This is a genomic window from Pseudomonas sp. Irchel 3E13 (assembly GCF_900187455.1).
Classification (GTDB): domain Bacteria; phylum Pseudomonadota; class Gammaproteobacteria; order Pseudomonadales; family Pseudomonadaceae; genus Aquipseudomonas.
Window position 1 is genome coordinate 1 of record NZ_FYDX01000020.1, and the last position, 17028, is coordinate 17028.

A 17028-nucleotide genomic window follows, 5' to 3' on the forward strand; every position below is an offset into this window, starting at 1 on the left:
TTCATCCGAGAGTTCGTAACGCTTTGCCATCACAGAATTCCTTTCCGTAGATGACCGGGAACCCTACTGAATTTCAGCTTCCAAAGGGCGCCGATTGGGTTTCTCGGGATTTCGTACAGAGCCTAGGTCGATGCGTTTGGCAATGCCTCATCAAGGCATCAAAATCGTTGCGGTTCAGATCAAACTCAATAAACATCAAAATCCTCCAGGTTTTCGCTTGAGCGAAAGCCAGTTTAAACGATGACCTACCTTAGCTCTCGCGGTAGGGCTTGCAAGCATGGGCTTGGGAAAGCGTATTGAACATCAGTGTAGAAACGGCGGTGTGGACACGAGCAACTGAGCGCTATGGCGCTGACTTGGGACGGATACTCGACTCAGCGATCACAACCTACCGAAGACCACCAGGGCTAGAGTCGCCGTCGCGCCTTTACGCCCAAGATATCGGTGAAGAAGGTATTGATGCATTGCGCCATGCTTTACTTCGCAATCGAGCAAGTCAGTTCCATGTGCTCGATCCGGGCATCGAGATGCGTCACTCTCTGCGCTTGCATCTGGTTCACTGCTTGCGCCAACACCTCGTCAACGATGGAGACGCGCCTGGCTGTATGCGCGACGAACATTTTGCTGCCGACTTGGGGCTGTAGCTTGGTGCTATTTCCAGAGCTGACGGATGCTAAGCGTCGAGAGCGGTACCGTCTTGATTGCTGATTCAGTTGCTTTCGGGAGGTGACCCTTCTGGATTTAGCTCAGTAAGCCAATGAGGTAGGATTGGCGCTATCTGGCAATTGGCCAACCAGTACCCAATCCATGGAGGGAATCAATGTCCGACCAAACCCGTCATCAGTCGTTGTTTGAGGAGGACTATCTTGTCCGCGAGTTGGGCCTCGTGAGTACTTCCAAGATTGTGGGTGATGAATCTCGGAGCTGTGGCCAGGTAAGAGCCACCACTTATGGCACCTTGGTGAGCACCGCCAACCTTCGCCTGATGCGCCTGCAGAAAACACTAGAAGACAGGTACGAAAATCTCACTCAAGATCACGCAACACTTCAAACGATAGCTAATTCAATATAGGGACATTCCATGACCGATAGCAACGAAAAAATCACAGAAGCAATCCGCCAACTAAATTTTAAAAAACTCAAGAAAATCCTTGATCCTCTGCCGGCCACAGAGGAAACCTTCAAGAAGTTTGCTCTTCTGTCGTACCATACCGATACAATTGTACGAAGAAGGCCAGGCGACGATGGATTAAAGAGAGATAAATATCTTGACGATCTTGGAGAGTACTACGAGAGGCGTGGCGTAGCCTCAGCGAAAGACTTCATAGAAAAAATGCGCGTAAAGCTTCTAAAAATTGATGCTGGCTATGTGCACATTCACTCCGTTGTCCCTCAAATGGCTTCCGCACAATTTTCTCCGGGACAGCGAATTTCAGGGATGTTTGCTGCACTAAATAGCGTGATTAGGACAGCGCTTCAGGATGTTGATACGAAGGCTGAAGCGAGCGCAGGCGTGATGGGGCCAGATCGCAATTTGAAGGACGCAAACGGCAACTCCTACGACCCCCATGCTCTTATACACGGATTATCGATCGCCGGTGGCGACGTCCTGATGCTAGAAGCCTATGGAAACAAATGGTTCGATGATGAAAAACGAATGGTGCTACCTGCATTGGCGCCTGTATCTGAAAGCATCATTGAAGCGGTGAGCGCTAACCTATTTAATGCCAGCACATGGCGTCTTTGGAAAGATATTGATGAGCGCATCCGCTATCTAGGCGGAAAATTAGAGCAATACTCTCAGAACTTTCCTGCATGGTGCAAAGATATTAAATCGCGCGCGCCAGAAGTAAATACAGTCTTCGAATTTAAACCGGAGATTGCAGCAGAACAGTTTGATATTCTGGCGAACGAGCGCTTCGACACGATTATCCAACAAAATATTTTAAAGCTATTTAGGGAAACCAATGCTGCCCAGGCATTCAAGAGTCCCCGAGAGAATGAACCACTTCCTCCCCAAGGGTATGTATCCTTTGATGAGGCATCTTCTGCATTTGCCTTGAGCCATTTCACAAAAATCGAAAAACTGAACAGTCTTGCAGGAGGCTTATTACTGTCGGAAAGGCTACGAGGATACGCTGTACTGAGGTTGCTAATCGTTGAGCTAGAAAAAGAGCAAAATACCTATTTCCCAATAGTTCCCCTTGATCGTTTAACCCAAGAGCTTCAGCGTTACGGGTTAACCTCTCAAGTCGCAATGATATTCATCGACAAAGCCACGTTTGGCATTGGCAGCAAAGACCTTTACGACCAACCACTGATCAAGACACTCGACGGAAATTATCTCTTATTTGGATGCTCGTTATTTCTTTCCGACCTTACTAAAACAATGCTTTCTGCTTTATCCATTGAAGGAGTGGGCTTCGAAGAGAAAGGTAAAGCTTTTGAGCGGGCAACAATTAGAATGTTACGCGACCATGGATTCGAGGCGCGCACACTTAAGGTTAGACGCGGAGAGAATAATGAGCATGAATTTGATTACGATGTAGCATTCACATGGGATGAATACGTTTTCTTTATTGAATGCAAAAATCGCAGCATTCCAATGAGCAACCCTATTCTAATCCACCGCTTTAATGAAGAGATGGGTGAACATGTCAAGCAGGTCGAGCGCCTTCGCAGAGGATTGAATGACTACCCTGACATCTTAACCAAAGATTTTCCAGAAGCCGTAGGGAAGAAGCCAATATTCAGCATACTAAACGCCTTACCTTACTCGATGGGTGAAATTGAAGGAATAAACGTTATTGATGACTCCATTCTGAGCAGGTTCTTCTCATCGCCTACTCTCGGAGTGACTGTTGGGCGACTGGACGGCAAGGGCCCCCAAGCCCGAGAAGATCTCAAGCGTATCTGGGAAGGATCCTCGCCAAAAGTATCCGACTTCATTAAATACTTGTCCGCCCCTCCTCAGATAAAGATTGCTCAACAGTACTATGAGGTCACTGGGAGGATAGAGCGACTTTCGGTGGATGCAGCAGCTGCGGTCTACAACTTTAGAAGGAAAGACCTAGGCGGAGAGGCGCTGTCGGACATCCTGAGAAAACTAGACTAGTGAACCATCGGATTGTAAATAGGCAAGTGCCGAGCATGTTCGCTTATAATCATCTGTGATGATAAAACTTTTAATGATAAAGATGTACCCCTGCAAAAGTACTGTCTATAAACCCGGCACGCGTTACGGTCATTGGGCAAAAGTAGCCGACCATTTACGGTAAAAATTGATCACTGACCGTCACGTATTTGATGTGACGGCCAGATGATCTAACCATCACATCTCAGCGATGAAACCACGCGTTCTCCAAGTAGCTCGGACATAGTCCGAGAACTTGTAGCCTTCCCCCAGGGTCAGTCGGTCTGCATGATCGGAAACGATGATTTGTGGTGTTACACCGGTTTTCTCTCCGGTCTCATCGCAGAATTTGGCCAGCTGAGTGAACATGTTCGTTACAGCGGCCATGTCCGCATCCACTGCATCTTCACGCTTAGCCTGCTTTGCCAGCTCGTTGGCGTCAAATGCTTCTGCGTCATCCAGAGACGCCGGGAAGTAGACTTGTGTGGGCTGGTCAAGGAACAGGATCGGAGGAATTTTGCATCCTTTATCCGAAAGCGCTGCGAATTGGTAATGGAGCGACATGAACAATGCCAGGTGCGAGTAGAGCCAGTTTGCACCACTGCCCATGGAGCGCAGATACACCCTGGTGTTTGGGTTCTGCTGGTACCAGAGATCGAATGAATCAACGTCAAAACGGAGCTTCGATGGCTTATACGTAGCTTCGAAGTCGAACTCACTGCCAATCTCGCACATCTTGGCATCGATATCATTGCTGAGGGTTTTCAGCCTTTCCTTGATATTGTATTTCGCCAATTCGCCCGCCAGACGTTCGACTTCAGCGCGCAGAATTTTTTCCAGGGCAAGGAGCTCTGACTCCGGCTTGTCCACCTGCTCCTGAACCGCAATTTCGAGACGTAGCTTGGCCTTCATGGCCTGCTCATCAATTGATTTGGACGTCTTGAGCTTGGCAATTTCTTCATCAAGTGGCTGGATGTCGGCCTGGATTCGGCGCAACTCAGCGTTTACCTTGTCGAGCAATTCCTGAATGGATCGGCGCTCGGCTGCGAAACTTTCCCTGGCATATGCAGACAGTTTGAGCTCATCGTTCAACCAATCGATCGCGCTTATAAGCTTGTTGGCTTCCTTTGCCGGAGTACTTGTAGGGGTTTCACAAAGGGGGCAGTGGGCTTCGGACAGATCAATGGAGTCAGGCAACGATTCTGCCGTCATGCTCAAGCTGAACTGTGTCGCAGAGGAAAGGGACTCGTTGACCAGTCTCATTTGCCCCTGCAGCTGCCGCTTCTCGATGAGCAGTACGATTCGTTGCGCATGGAGATCAGCCCGGCGTGTTTCGACCTGGTTTGAGAGCACATCGATTTTGACAGCCCGCCCAGAAATCATCTTTAGCATGGTGGCGGGTTTACTGTAGATCTCTTCAGCCGTGGCTTCGATCAGGGGCACGCCTGCCAGAGCCGTAAACTCAGTCAAATAACGATTGTACCGCGCGATAGCGGCTTCTTTTCGCTGCTCTTGCTTAGGAATCTGGGTCTGAATTTTCTTCAGTTCGTACTTGGCTACCTCGTGATCCCGGTGCAGATCAAAATAGGCCTCATCTGCGAGCCCCATCAGGATTTTGAAATGGTTGATCGCCTGATCACGTTTCTCCTTTTGATCGAAACGGTAGAAAATTGCGTGCTTGTTGGCCATCAAGTTTTGGTGCTGGAGCATGAAGGAGGAGAAGCTTCGTACTGACGGGGTCGCAGATTTATTACGTCCAGCCGCTTTCAGATACGGGTCTTCATCGACATTCTCAAGCGTGATAGCAAAGTAACGTCCAAGGCTTTTCTTGAAGTCAGCCAGGGGCATGTAATGCTTGGGATCGAAAAAGGCCTTGGGTTGCTCAATGAGCTTGAGCAGCCGCTCCGGGTCGGATCCCTGCACTTCGAGCAGGAAGCATCGATCGGATTTCTTCTTCCGTGCCGCCACGACGAAATAGCTAGGGAACTGCAACGCGATGAAGAACGTCTCAGCCCGCTCGGTGATCGTCCCTACCGGAATGGTGTCTTCAGTGCTGCCAAGGCAATAGTCGAAGATCTCTAGGATCGCGCTTTTCCCCGTGGAAGATTTACCAGTGATGACGTTGAGCCCAGGCTCCAAACGCACCTGGTGAATATTGTCTTGGGTATCAACTACGCCGATATACCGCAGAAAGCATTTCATAGCGATTTGAATCCTAACGTCCTGTAGATAGTGACGACGTCTGCCTCTGCGCAGACCATGGAAAGCCGGCGTGCGGCTTCGAGGTGTTTGGGATTGGCATTCGAAGTCCTGACATCCCTGATGGACTTCACAGTCAAGTCGTCAGTGAGCTCGATGCTTTGTTCGGCCTGAAGGATCAGTAGGGCCGCATTTGTGAGCGACTTGAATTGATGGGTGTTATGGGTGAGCCCAACCAGTCTCGACTGATCCTTGCAGAGCGTACGTAAGCTGCTGGTCTTCCTGACGCCCAGTAACGCTGCCTGCATGGCGGGGTAGAGCACCATGGGCAGTACCAGGTAGCTCAACAGCAGGTCACGCTCTCTGGGTGAAGAATTGGCAAAGAAATTGTGGATCACCGGCGCCAGGGCGATCGGTGAGCGCTGAAGGGTAAACAGGTGTTCGATCGGCTTCTTGACCAGCCTCTCAGGAGCTTTTTCGATATCTTCTTCAATCATTTCCACAGCCTCCAGTGAAACTCCTTGGCTGGGTTTGGAGGAACCTCCTCCGCGAGCATGTGATAGATGCCATTACGGAACTCCGCTGGCGTATCTTCGTAGCTACCCAAGCCAACGACATCCATTCCGCGACGTGAATGGTAAAATTGGCGGGAAGCTCGCTTGGTCTTATCCGCCGACCAGGTTGCGTCGATTTCCTCCATGAGTGCTGACCTGCTAGCGCTATGGGTACGCATATGCTTTTGGCTGTAGCTTTCCACGTCATCCTGCGAGGTGGTGCAATCCTTGATCAGCTCGGCGATGTATTGGTGGGCGTGAAGCAAATCGACGGTAGCCTCAAGGATCACGTCCTCAGTGCCGCCAATTTCATCCAGTTTTTTGGCATAGGTACGGTCACGCACGTTCAGTTTCGCAGCAGCGCTCTCGATTTCGTCGGCGTTGACCCGAGGAAACCTCACCGAGCCTTTCATGTAGCGCACCGTGAGCTCCGTGAATTTCCTGTCGAACTCAGCCGTGGTGAAACGCCACCCCTCAGTGACCTTCACCGCACTGGTCATGAAACCAAAAAGGTCATTCAGGAAGTCGTCCATACGATGTTCATGGATACTTTTGAGGTGGGCTCTTTTGTACCTGGCGATCAAACCAACCAGGTCAGGCTGCTCGGTGATGATCTTGACCTTCGGCAGCGCATCGATCAGGGATTCGCGCATGGCTTGCGCCATTACCTTGCGCTGCAAGGTCAACGCCTTCGAGGGCCCGGAGGTCTTAGCCCCGCTTTCATCGCTTTGATCAGCGGCCGCTTCTTTTTTGAGTGTGGCGGCCTCGAAGCGAGCCTCGCTGTCTTTCAAAATGTCCTGAAGCGCAGCCAGGCGCTGATCAGCATTCCACTGATCCCAATCCTTGATAGCTGCTCGCTCACCATAGGCCTGGGTGGTCAAGAGAACCAGGTTTGCGTACTGGCGATGGTTGAAATCAGGCTTTAGCCAATTATTGAGGGTGTTCCAGAAGTTTTCATGGCTGTCGGTGAGGCTGTCGCTGTACTCCTTGACCTCAATTTGATCACGCCCTTCGACGGTGACATCACCGAAGACCTCGATCCAAAGGACATCGTCCTTCTCAAGGGTATGGCAGTACTCCATCGCGACATGGATCTGGTACTTCAGGGCTTCGTAGAGCTTTGTTGCGTCAAAATCGAGCTTGGCGTTCACAGCTACTCCAATCTTGGGAAAGCAAGATCGGCCAGTGAGCAGCTAACGTCGCCATCCTGGCCGGGAATATCCACGATACTGTACAAATGTACAGGTTTGATGTGTTCAGCAGGCAATGTTACCAAGCTGCAGTGGCCAAGCGCCATCGCGCGAGCACTCCCTTGGCATCTTCCTCACAATGGCCATAAAAGGCTCATACCCAAATTTCGCATGGCATCAGTCAAATCTTGCACGTCCTGGGCAGCATACAAACCTCCGCAGTATCCCTTGCCATTACTCTACCGTTCGTCGGCAAAACCTATATATTGGGTTAGGAAAATATTGAAAGCACTACATATTGGGCTAGGTTGTGCTTGAGAGCCTACATCTGGTGTTTTGCTATGAACGAAACCCATATCGAGAAAGCAGCGACTGACCTGCTCATGCAGATATACCGTGATCGCCGGTACCTGTGGCCAGATCAAGATATTCCGCCGATGATAATGCGCAGTCCCCGGATCGCTGCCCTGGTCTGCGGCTACGACTACCATGAGCATCCCACCTTGGGAGACACCCAGTTCAACCGGCACAATACCGGTACCCGTATCGCGGGCCTGATTGATCGTCAATCGAACAAGATCGCCGTCGCGACTGAGTTTGGTGACAAAGTCCAGCTCTTCACCGGCGCGCATGAGATCGGCCATCTTGTGCTCCACAAAGACACTGTCATGCACCGCGACCGCGCTTTTGACGGCAGTCCTCTGCAAGCACCACGTGCACCTGCAGAGAGACAAGCCGATCGCTTCGCCGCCTGCTTCCTCATGCCTCAAAAACTGGTGAGGGAACGGTTCGAGTTCATGTTCTGCTGCAAGGGCCAATTGCGCTTCAGCGACGTGATTGCCTATCACCTCGATCCCAACAATCCGGATCGGCTTCTCTACTCCTCGAAAGAGTCGGGAGAACGGGAGCTGGCGCTGGCGCGATGCACCCGATTTAACAACCAGTACCTGGTGTCACTGGCCCAGCAATTCGGTGTCTCGGACTCGGCGATGGCCATCCGGCTCAAGGAGCTGGAGTTGGTGCGGTGGCCTTAGAGCGAGCAGGGCACCTGGAGCGTGCAGTAGGCGGGAGTTGTAGGGACACCCAGAGAGGCATCATTCGAGAGCAGGAGTACAAATGTACTCCTGCACGGATTGAACTCAAAAATCCCCATTTCTCACAAGTCGTTCAACGAGACTACATCTACCAGCACGTCACGAGTCCGTGAGGCGATGGGAGACTATCCCGTGTACCCTGATTAAGAGTCAGACAAAACGGTGAAGCATTAGGGAGGCCGGTCAAGTTATGAGTCATGCAGACGAAATCACTCGGGATGAGCCTCAGCCTTCATCTGAGCGCCAGGAAGGGGCAGCTAGAGCGGCTTCACTGTGCCATTGCGGCATCATCATTGGTTACCACTGCATGGGGGAAACGTGTGGTTTGGTTTTTGGGTGATGTTCATGGGCGCTTTGATCATGTGATCAGGCTGGTGAAGCTTCACCGTCCCGAAGCAGTGGTCTTCCTGGGTGACCTAGAATGGAGTTTGCCCTTGGACATGATCCTGCGCCCGATCCTAGAGCAGACAGAGATCTGGTTCATTCACGGCAACCATGACAGCGATCGTCCGGCCTACTGGCATAACCTCCATGGCTGCGGCCTCGCTGATCGCAGCCTACATGGCAGGGTAGTGGAGATTGCTGGCCATCGTATAGCGGGACTGGGTGGCACATTTGAGTTGCCGGTTTGGCTACCAGGCTGCCGTGATACCGGCATCCAAAATTACGGGGACTTCCTCAAGCACCTGGCGCTGAGGCCACATCACGCAGACATTCTCGCGACGAAAAGACAGCATGCACAGTCAGCAATCTACCCGGATGACTACTTCGCACTCGCAATGGAGAAGGCGGATATTCTGGTCTGTCACGAAGCTCCCAGTTGCCACCCGTACGGTTACACTGAGATTGATGAATTGGCTCTGGCAATCGGGGCAAGGGCGGTCGTGCACGGCCACCATCATGACTCGCTTGATTACCGACAGGCATGGCCGAAACTGGGGTTTGAGGCACACGGGGTCGCATTTAGATCCATCATGGCCATCGATGGCTCGATCATCACCTGATAGGTTGATAACGGCGCTGGCGCTATGTAACCAAATTTCATGTTGCTCTAACCCACGTACTCCATGAGCGTTTAATGCCCCTGCCTGAGTTTCCTGCCCACCAGGCAAACCCGAGCCACGTCGAGTGAGCACTGTAAATCTCGGACGCAAACCTGAGTTAGCGGAAGGGCCATTTGCTGATCTCTTACGATTGCTGGCGCCATCTGAAATTCTTTACCGCCCCCACGCAGGACGGTTGGGCGTATGTGCTCGCCTGGCATGAGTCGAGCGACCAATCATGGCTGTGAGGGCCTTGCTGACTGGACGTTTGATTATGTCCAGGACGGAGCAGGAATTTAGATCACCAAAGTGCCTTTGTAGGTTCGAACAGCGGAAGCGATGCCGGCCTGAAAATCAAGTACTCTACTCCCAGCCGGTTCGTTGCTTGGAGGCGCACCTTGAGGCCAGATATTCCCAGGGCTCTAACTGACAAAGAGTTCATGGACATGATGCAAGAACTCAAATTGGCAGGGCAATGGATGCAAGAGCAGTTGGCGCTGAGTCGTGCGGCTCAGAACGCTGCAGGCCCAAAGCAGGCCAGTATTAGCCCTTCGGAACGACAGGATGATGCGTCGGTTATCCATCCACTGACCGACTTGCGATGGTAAAGCGGCGGCTGCCCCAGGAGGCAATACTGCACCACGAATCCTACTCGGCCGCCGGCGAGGTGAGGTTGAGTGAGAGCTCGCCATCGACCTGGTAGGTAGCCGTGGTTTTTTGCGTCGTGTACGGTAACCATTCAACGCAGCCCATCTTTTAATCGTACCCTGGCCAATGATCTCGTTTAACCTTCGCACAGCTACATGCCCGGCCTGTCCATCGCCAAAGCGGAGCGAGCCTTCAGATGAGTACCTTGCCCCCCGATCAACACGACCGTTACTTGGAAATACTCGAAGCAGCAAAGAGCCTATTCGGCTGTGATCGTGATGCAGAGCAATGGATGACGCGCCCCGTTACAGCGTTTGGTGGCAAAGCTCCTGGCGCCATGATCACAACCAGGCTGGAAACGGACACGGTCATCGAGTTTATCAGGCGCTTGGAGCATGGGTTTATTGCGTGAGTTGCCTAGACGATGCCCTTTAGATGGAAGTTTGGACATTGAGCCGGGGCGGCGCCAGAAATGGCTCGTTTCAAACCCCAAACGTAAGCAGACTGTCTGCCAAACCAACCCCCTGCCGCTCCTCGGTGATTGACTACGCGACACCCAACAGCTTTTCCAGCTGCGCATGCTCCCAGGTGCTCAGCAGCTCTACGGGGTCAGTACTGTACGACTGCAGCGAATCGAAAATGTAGGCACGTCCCTCCGGGCTGTAGCAGCTGTCGCAATAGTCGAGCGTGTCACAGTCGTTGTAGAACGTGAGCACCCAGCCATCGGCCTCCACCGTCATCAAACCGCAGTAGATCTCAGCCCAAGACTGCTCACCTAGACGGCGCATGCTACGAACCCCGAGGGCGATGTCCCGCAGGATCTGATAAGCCTCGCGGGCCGTGAGCGGTTTTGCTTCCAAAAAAAGTACCTATATCTGGATGTTGTCGAACTGTCCGTGTCCGAACTCGGCTGGCCGCATGGTAAATGAAACTTGGCATGGTAGGCGTGTTACGCGGGAATCAATTTGGTAGCCTTCGGCCCTTTTGGAGCACATCGATGACAGCCAACGCACAGTCCAAGCTCAGTGCCCGCTACGGCGCGACTGACATCTCGCCGCCCACGCAATGGAATGAGGTCATAGAGCAACTCCTTGATCACCGGAGTGTCCGGGCATTCACTGAACAGCCCTTGCCTGATGGCACGATCGAGACCCTGGTCGCAGCCGCCCAGTCCGCATCGACATCGTCCAATCTCCAGGTCTGGAGTGTCGTCGCCGTTCAAGATGTCGATCGCAAGAAGCGCCTGTCCGGCCTGGCCGGCAATCAGGCCTATATCCATCAAGCCCCACTGTTCTTGGTCTGGCTCGCAGACCTGTCGCGGATTTCGCGCATAGCGGAGCAGGCGGGGGTAGAGCTGGAAGCACTACCGTACTTGGAAAGCTTGCTGCTAGGCACGATCGACGCAGCGTTGGCCGCTCAGAACGCTGTTGTCGCTCTGGAGTCGTTGGGGCTTGGCAGCGTATACATCGGTGGTATCCGTAACGATATTGAAGGCGTTGCGAATGAGCTGGGTCTGCCTGCCCAGGTCTATCCCGTCTTCGGCCTATGCGTCGGTTATCCATCACCTAACCGACCTGCAAAGGTAAAACCACGGCTACCGCAGCAAGCCGTACTGCATCACGAAACCTATACGATTGCCGGCGAGGAGGGCGTCCTGTCGGAATACGATTCCCGCCTGGGTGCGTTCTATCAGCGGGAAGGAATGAATTCTTCCGGCTGGTCGGAGCAAGTGATCAGCAGACTCCGGAATGTTTCGAGTCTGCATGGGCGTGAGGAGCTTCTGGGTGAGCTGGCGCGAATGGGCTTTGGGCTTCGCTGATGCGCGAGGCTGAGGGAGGAGGGTATGGCACACAAGCTCGTCAGCGCAGAAGCAGAACTCATAGCGTTGCGTGCATCGAGCGAGGTGGATGCCTAAGAAGCGTAGCGCTGAGAGCCTTCAACCAGTAGTGCAGTACTGAGTACATTTGTACTCCTCCGAGGATTCGTCGCTCGCTATCCGAGCCTGGCGGCATTCGCAAGCGAGGGTAGGTGGGTAACGTGTCGCTTGGGCCCTGGACTACAGCTGCGGTCTTGAAGGACTCCCCGCCAAGGAGGAAATGTTGAGTTCTTGGAGAGACTCGTACGCAATCGGCTGGGCAACCCACTGGCTAAGATCGGGATCTAAAAACTAAGGTTTACCTTAGTTTCTGCGTTTTTTGTGACGGTTGGCTAGAGAATCTAAGCTATGGCTTAGTTTTCTCCCAGCTGCACCAAGGCGATCTCCCGCAGGATTTGATAGGCCTCGCGGGCTGTTAGTGGTTTCGCTGCCAAAAGAAAGGTGCCTGTGCGTGTTGGGATGCTGTTGGCTTGTCATTCCTCCGACTTGGTCGACCGCATGGTTAATGAAATATGCCATGCACTGCGTTCGCATCATGACGTTCATGCGAGAGCCGGCGCAGTAGGGAAATGCCACGCTCATGGAGCCGACTCGTGACTAGGGTCGAGGATGACCAGTATCGGGGGTTGACTTCCATGCTGTATTTATATACAGTAATTATGTCTGGGCAGTGCTCTCATCAATAGGTGTGGTACTAACTCTCACGATGCGCCTTCTCGGACTCGTGCATTAATACGGATGATTTTTGCACGTACACAAAAGCCCCTTTCGGGGCTTTTGTCGTTTCAGCGACTTCCACTTCTTGATGCTGCATCGTGCCTGAAGAGCAGACCAACAGCGCTAACATCCGTCTCAAAGCAGCACGATTTCGTCCGCTTTCAACCAGCCGGCCTTGATGGCGCTTGCCTTGGCAACCTCTGGCTGAGCGGTGTAAACCACGATTGCCAAGCTTTCCTCAGCGCGGCTGCAGGTGACATACAGAAGTCGTCGCGTTCGAGAAAGGGAATCGTCCTTACCGGCCAGCTGGTTTTTAACGTCGTTTGCGGACGCAGGCGACACGCCTAACAGCTTTTCATAGCTGAACAAAAAACCGCCTGCTTCATCATCGTTCAGCACGACCATTACCCGCGGGAACTCAAGCCCCTTGACGCCCTGGTGTGTGTCAAATGGCGACAGCCCATTTGCGTAACCCGCGAATGCGGCCATCTCCGAATAGGGGCGACCTAGCACAACCCGATACGCATGCACCTCAAGCGCATCACGATCTGTAGTATCGGGCGCATCGTCCGTCGTCGGGCCCTGAGCCAAGGCTTCCGCGAAACGCTCCGGCAGCTCAAGCAGGCCAGTCTGTAGAAGGATTTGGGATACTTCCTCTATCGACGGATCGTTGTCCCTGAGCAGCTCACAAAGCGTGGCTGTCGCTTTACCAACCGACTCCAACAAATCGAGCTGATTTGGTACCGACTGCAGGTGCTCGGGATCAAGAAGAGGAGAGCGTAAACGCACCGCCTCCATCAATGCGAAGTCATCTGCTTGCGCAGCTTCAAGGATCGGGCCGACTTGCTCGAAGAAAAGCTTGAGTATGGGTAACGTTCCGTCCAGCAGTCCGGTATTCAGGTGCTCAACGTCATACAGCGGCGAGAATACCCCCTCAAATCCCATGCGCCGTCCAGCCATTTTGTGCTCCAAGATGAGCGTTTTGCGGCCTTTCGTGCCAGCTGCCCACTGCGCATCGCCAGTGACTTTTGCCATCTGCTGTGCGATTTGGTCTTCCAAGCTAAAGTCCAGACTTGCAACCTGTCGGGTGCAGAACATGCGCACGGTGCCTTGCGCAGCGCCCGGCTTAGGTATCTGCTCATGATCATCTACGCTGGCGCGGATCACGTTGATCAGTTCAACAACTCGCGTCGGGCAGCGGCGATTCATGCGCTTCTCAGGCTTGGCCCAATCCGGTGGAATCGCATCATCCAGCCCAACCTTGCCATCGTTGTAGATCCGCTGCATCGTGTCACCCAGCAATCCCAGACAGAAACGTTTGGGAGCTGCGGCTTGAGCTTGTAAAAATGCATCCATCAGAGGGCCATTCGTATCTTGGCTTTCATCGATCAGCAGCACCGGATGCCGATCCGCCATGACGTCAAGCAACGGCGGCTTGGGAATGAACGCCGCGGCCATCTGGATGACCTCACTATGATTCAACGACTGCCTGCTTCGGTTGTCACCGGTAGGGCTATATGTGAAGGCAGTTATGTCGTCCAGGTTGGCCAAGCGGCGCGCTTTGCTGCCCCGACTGGCCTGGTTCGCCAGAAAAGTTTTGTTAACTCCCCGCGCGCGACTGAGCTTGTCATCAAGCTCCTCGATATCCTCGGCAAGCTTGATGCGCAACCAATCACGTATGTCGTCGTTGAAGCCCTTGATCATTCGCCATGAAAACGCATGAATTGTCGAGACCTCAACCAATGGGTCGTGCTCGAGGCGGCGAGCGATTTCCTCACAGGCTGCATTGGTGTAGGTAATGATCGCGATTTGGCGCCCCTCAAAGGTCAGGCGTTCTCGTTCATGATCCTTGAGCGATTTCACGGCCATCACAAGCGAATGGGTCTTGCCAGAGCCGGCACCTGCGTACAGGAAAAAGCTGCGTGGATGTTCGAGGTTAAGGCACTCCTGGATAACATCGTCCGCGTTCCGCTTCGGGTCAGCTGATACCTCAGTCGCGATGCTCATCGCTCTGTCACCTCGATACTGGCCGTTGGAACAATCAGCAGCTCCTTGCTCTTCTTCTTGAGCTTTTCCTCTAACCAGACGAGCCCTTCTCGGATGTATTCTGGAACCGTCAGCTTCGTAAAATCCGGGTCACCCAAAACCTGAAGGGCGAACTTCGCTTTGTCACCCTCCCTAAGCGCGTCGAACAATGCTCTGCCAAGATCATCTGCGGTCTTCGACTCACGCAGCGCCACCGCAAAGGGTTTGGTCAGACCTTGGCCTTTTTTCTGTTTAAAGTGCTGCACATTGCTCAAAACCAGGCTGTCCTCGAAGGTATTGGGGAGCGCTTCGGCTTCGTTCTCAGTGCTGGGCAATCGGATCTTGATGGGCGTCTGATATGCGATTCGGATCGCAAATAGGTCATCTATCTGTTGAGCCTTGTGCTCATCATCCAGATCTAGGAGCGTGTCGACATCGTGTCCAACCTTCTGCGCCGTCACCCAGTTGCGCAAGGTAGGGTTATTGGTCTCCTGTGCTGCTTTCCGCTTAACGGGTACAGCTGATTTCTTGTGCCCCGCGTCGAGATCCGTGATCACCAGCGTCACAATACCCAGCGCATCAACCAGAGGCCTGAGGCGATGCGCATGGCTGCCCCCGATATCCAGAATGGTGATGTAGCACCGATCAAGGAAAGGGAAGTGGCTGCGCAGGAAATGCGGCAGCATCATTCTTTCCGCCGCACCTTCAACCAAGATGACTGCGTCGGCAAAGAAGAGATCAGCGTGTTGGGCCCTGAGGTAGCGGGTTACGAACTCTTTCGTTTGCTTGTGGCGGTTCTTGTCGCCAAACACCGTGCTCAGATTGGAGACGGTCGATACCGGCACCGGCACACCGGCCATTCCTGCCGGCAGCCGCCGGAAGTATCGTAGATTTGCGTATTCCGTCTCATGAGCAACGTGGCTCGAGTGAGAGCTGACGACCATCTGGGTTTTGAGCTTCGGATACTTCTTCAGCAGTGGGTCATTGCTCAGGACGTGATACGCATGCTTGATGAAGGCTTGCTGCACCTGGACATGCAGGTGGGCTTCAGGCTCCTCAATGAGCACGAGGTGGATTGGCTCGACCCCGGCGTCGGTTCGCTCCTCCGAATCCTTGTACTTTTTCAGCCAGTCGTCCCGGAACGCCATCAATTGGAAAATCATGGAGATCAGGTTCTGGTAACCCAACCCGTTAGAGGTTTCGGGCAACCGCATGGGAGGTGCGCCAGGCGCACCGGCAACTGAATCCAGCTCGAACAGCACCGCTGCTTCATGGTTCATACCATCCGTAGGAGACAAACGGGTCTCTACTTTAATAGCGGGATCGGAATGGTTGGGATAGCCCAAGCCAGCGACTTCTAAAAGAGCAGGTGCAAAGCTTGAAGTGAGCCGAGAATCGAACGCAGTCTGGGCAGCCTGGATAGCTGTCAACGCTTCCAGATCTGATATGTCTGGGCTGTCACCTGGATCCAGATGCCGGTTGTAGTAGGCGCGTAATTGCTCTGTCAGTCTTTTCCCCGAGCCCCCTCGGCCCTCAGTGACAGATTCTTCTGCACTGTCTCCGAAGCCACGCTGCGCGTTGATCTCATGAACGCGTATTAGGTCAGTGAGCGGGTTGGCATCCAGCGCCATAGCGGTCGAAGATAGCGGTTGCAGGTTGGCATGGCGCGTTCTGGCATCCGGCGCCTGAAGCTGAGTAGGGTCGAGGCGATACCAGCGAACGATGAACATGGTACCTAGGCGCCGATTCAGGTAGTCGTGAAGACTTTGTGGCCAGAGGGGCAGGGTGGGTGGCGTTTTCCCTTCCGCGGTCTGCTTCACGATCTCCTGCTGCAGCTTTTTCACGCGTGCTCGCTCTTTCCGGTAATCGGTAAAGAGCTTGGCCATGTCTTTGGGCTCAAGCCTGAAGCGCATTCCTACATGGCCGCCTTTCCAGGCGAAATTGGGGATTAGGTCTCTAATATGATGCAGCTCCCCTTGCGAAGCTTCCACCCAGAGATCCAGCGTGGGCAACCAATGCGCCCACTCGTTAGCCTTAGGGGGCTCAAGGGTTTCGTCAGCAGCCTCCCAATCCGCCCCTGCGGCATCAATCGTTGCAAGGTGGGAAAGGGTCAAGTCTTGGAGGCGGAACGCGGTTGCTTTCGACAGCAGGAACTTGCGCAGGGCCAACATAGCGGATGACTTACCGCTGTTGTTGGCGCCGACCAGTAGGGTGGTGGTGCTTGCCAGGTTGATTCGAACGGACAGGAGCTTGCGGAAATTCGCAATCTCCAAGTACTGGATCTGCATAGCCTCTTCCTTGTGACGACTCACGGTCGGTTGCCGTGGTGGTGGATTTTGGGACTCTAGCCCAGCGTCTGCAGGACTCCAATAGCCATGATGGCTTTTTGCCACTAGTCATCAATTTCTCCCACTGTGCCCACTGACGCCTAACTGGATTGACGTATGATGTCCGCCAGCCATTGTAAGTATCGCGGGCACACCTTCCTTTCTTGGTAACACTGCCGTTCTCGCTTGCCCGCAGACTCTTCGATGCTTGAGACAGGGCAG

At 53.3% G+C, this 17028-nt stretch carries 13 protein-coding genes; 7 read left to right on the forward strand and 6 right to left on the reverse strand.

Going from position 1 to position 17028, the window contains the following annotated elements:
• Window positions 1-296 precede the first annotated feature (296 nt).
• From CKW37_RS32675 to CKW37_RS27805, 3 genes are all read left to right on the forward strand, one after another.
• A complete protein-coding gene (locus tag CKW37_RS32675; RefSeq protein WP_143502157.1) occupies window positions 297-644 on the forward strand; it encodes a hypothetical protein in 348 nt (115 codons plus the stop codon).
• Between the two features lie 176 nt (window positions 645-820).
• The gene (locus CKW37_RS27800; RefSeq protein WP_256587883.1) at window positions 821-1072 is read left to right on the forward strand and encodes a hypothetical protein; all 252 of its coding nucleotides are present in this window, start codon (window positions 821-823) and stop codon (window positions 1070-1072) included.
• 9 nt (window positions 1073-1081) lie between these two features.
• Complete coding sequence (locus CKW37_RS27805) at window positions 1082-3115, forward strand: hypothetical protein (RefSeq protein ID WP_095159399.1); 2034 nt, start codon at window positions 1082-1084, stop codon at window positions 3113-3115.
• A gap of 216 nt (window positions 3116-3331) precedes the next feature.
• Here CKW37_RS27805 and CKW37_RS27810 read toward each other — a convergent pair whose 3' ends face one another.
• From CKW37_RS27810 to CKW37_RS27820, 3 genes are read right to left on the reverse strand one after another with little or no spacing between them, the layout of a single operon-like run.
• Window positions 3332-5335, reverse strand: coding sequence for a DUF3732 domain-containing protein (locus CKW37_RS27810; RefSeq protein ID WP_095159400.1), 2004 nt, complete (start codon window positions 5333-5335; stop codon window positions 3332-3334).
• The gene (locus CKW37_RS27815) at window positions 5332-5829 is read right to left on the reverse strand and encodes a three component ABC system middle component (protein WP_256587884.1); all 498 of its coding nucleotides are present in this window, start codon (window positions 5827-5829) and stop codon (window positions 5332-5334) included. The genes CKW37_RS27810 and CKW37_RS27815 overlap by 4 nt, the downstream gene beginning before the upstream one ends.
• On the reverse strand, window positions 5826-7037 hold the full coding sequence (locus CKW37_RS27820) for a hypothetical protein (protein ID WP_095159401.1): 1212 nt from the start codon (window positions 7035-7037) through the stop codon (window positions 5826-5828). Before CKW37_RS27820 ends, CKW37_RS27815 begins: the two co-directional genes overlap by 4 nt.
• A gap of 380 nt (window positions 7038-7417) precedes the next feature.
• On the opposite strand from CKW37_RS27820, the gene CKW37_RS27825 reads away from it, so the two are divergent.
• The 3 genes from CKW37_RS27825 (at window position 7418) to CKW37_RS27835 (ending at window position 10273) form a co-directional block, all read left to right on the forward strand.
• Window positions 7418-8110 (forward strand): ImmA/IrrE family metallo-endopeptidase, encoded by a 693-nt coding sequence (locus CKW37_RS27825; RefSeq protein ID WP_095159402.1) that lies wholly within the window; start codon window positions 7418-7420, stop codon window positions 8108-8110.
• A gap of 278 nt (window positions 8111-8388) precedes the next feature.
• Window positions 8389-9174, forward strand: coding sequence for a metallophosphoesterase (locus CKW37_RS27830; protein WP_256587885.1), 786 nt, complete (start codon window positions 8389-8391; stop codon window positions 9172-9174).
• A gap of 883 nt (window positions 9175-10057) precedes the next feature.
• A complete protein-coding gene (locus tag CKW37_RS27835) occupies window positions 10058-10273 on the forward strand; it encodes an antitoxin Xre/MbcA/ParS toxin-binding domain-containing protein (RefSeq protein ID WP_095159403.1) in 216 nt (71 codons plus the stop codon).
• Between the two features lie 133 nt (window positions 10274-10406).
• Here the strand turns inward: CKW37_RS27835 and CKW37_RS27840 are convergent, their stop codons facing one another.
• Window positions 10407-10721, reverse strand: a complete 315-nt coding sequence (locus CKW37_RS27840; protein WP_095159404.1) for a hypothetical protein — start codon at window positions 10719-10721, stop codon at window positions 10407-10409.
• Window positions 10722-10858: 137 nt separating this feature from the next.
• On the opposite strand from CKW37_RS27840, the gene CKW37_RS27845 reads away from it, so the two are divergent.
• On the forward strand, window positions 10859-11680 hold the full coding sequence (locus CKW37_RS27845) for an NADPH-dependent oxidoreductase (protein WP_095159419.1): 822 nt from the start codon (window positions 10859-10861) through the stop codon (window positions 11678-11680).
• 909 nt (window positions 11681-12589) lie between these two features.
• On the opposite strand, the gene CKW37_RS27850 is transcribed toward CKW37_RS27845, so the two are convergent.
• Window positions 12590-14461: a UvrD-helicase domain-containing protein gene (locus tag CKW37_RS27850; RefSeq protein ID WP_095159405.1), complete on the reverse strand. Its 1872-nt coding sequence runs from the start codon at window positions 14459-14461 to the stop codon at window positions 12590-12592.
• On the reverse strand, window positions 14458-16767 hold the full coding sequence (locus CKW37_RS27855) for an AAA family ATPase (protein ID WP_095159406.1): 2310 nt from the start codon (window positions 16765-16767) through the stop codon (window positions 14458-14460). Before CKW37_RS27855 ends, CKW37_RS27850 begins: the two co-directional genes overlap by 4 nt.
• Window positions 16768-17028: the final 261 nt, after the last annotated feature.

Bases quoted from the DNA above. Each gene is read 5' to 3' on its own strand.
- CKW37_RS27810 (WP_095159400.1), bottom strand. From the start codon at position 5,335: ATGAAATGCTTTCTGCGGTATATCGGCGTAGTTGATACCCAAGACAAT.
- CKW37_RS27850 (WP_095159405.1), bottom strand. From the start codon at position 14,461: ATGAGCATCGCGACTGAGGTATCAGCTGACCCGAAGCGGAACGCGGAC.
- CKW37_RS27855 (WP_095159406.1), bottom strand. From the start codon at position 16,767: ATGCAGATCCAGTACTTGGAGATTGCGAATTTCCGCAAGCTCCTGTCC.
- CKW37_RS27830 (WP_256587885.1), top strand. From the start codon at position 8,389: ATGAGCCTCAGCCTTCATCTGAGCGCCAGGAAGGGGCAGCTAGAGCGG.
- CKW37_RS27845 (WP_095159419.1), top strand. From the start codon at position 10,859: ATGACAGCCAACGCACAGTCCAAGCTCAGTGCCCGCTACGGCGCGACT.
- CKW37_RS27835 (WP_095159403.1), top strand. From the start codon at position 10,058: ATGAGTACCTTGCCCCCCGATCAACACGACCGTTACTTGGAAATACTC.
- CKW37_RS27805 (WP_095159399.1), top strand. From the start codon at position 1,082: ATGACCGATAGCAACGAAAAAATCACAGAAGCAATCCGCCAACTAAAT.
- CKW37_RS27815 (WP_256587884.1), bottom strand. From the start codon at position 5,829: ATGATTGAAGAAGATATCGAAAAAGCTCCTGAGAGGCTGGTCAAGAAG.
- CKW37_RS27825 (WP_095159402.1), top strand. From the start codon at position 7,418: ATGAACGAAACCCATATCGAGAAAGCAGCGACTGACCTGCTCATGCAG.
- CKW37_RS27800 (WP_256587883.1), top strand. From the start codon at position 821: ATGTCCGACCAAACCCGTCATCAGTCGTTGTTTGAGGAGGACTATCTT.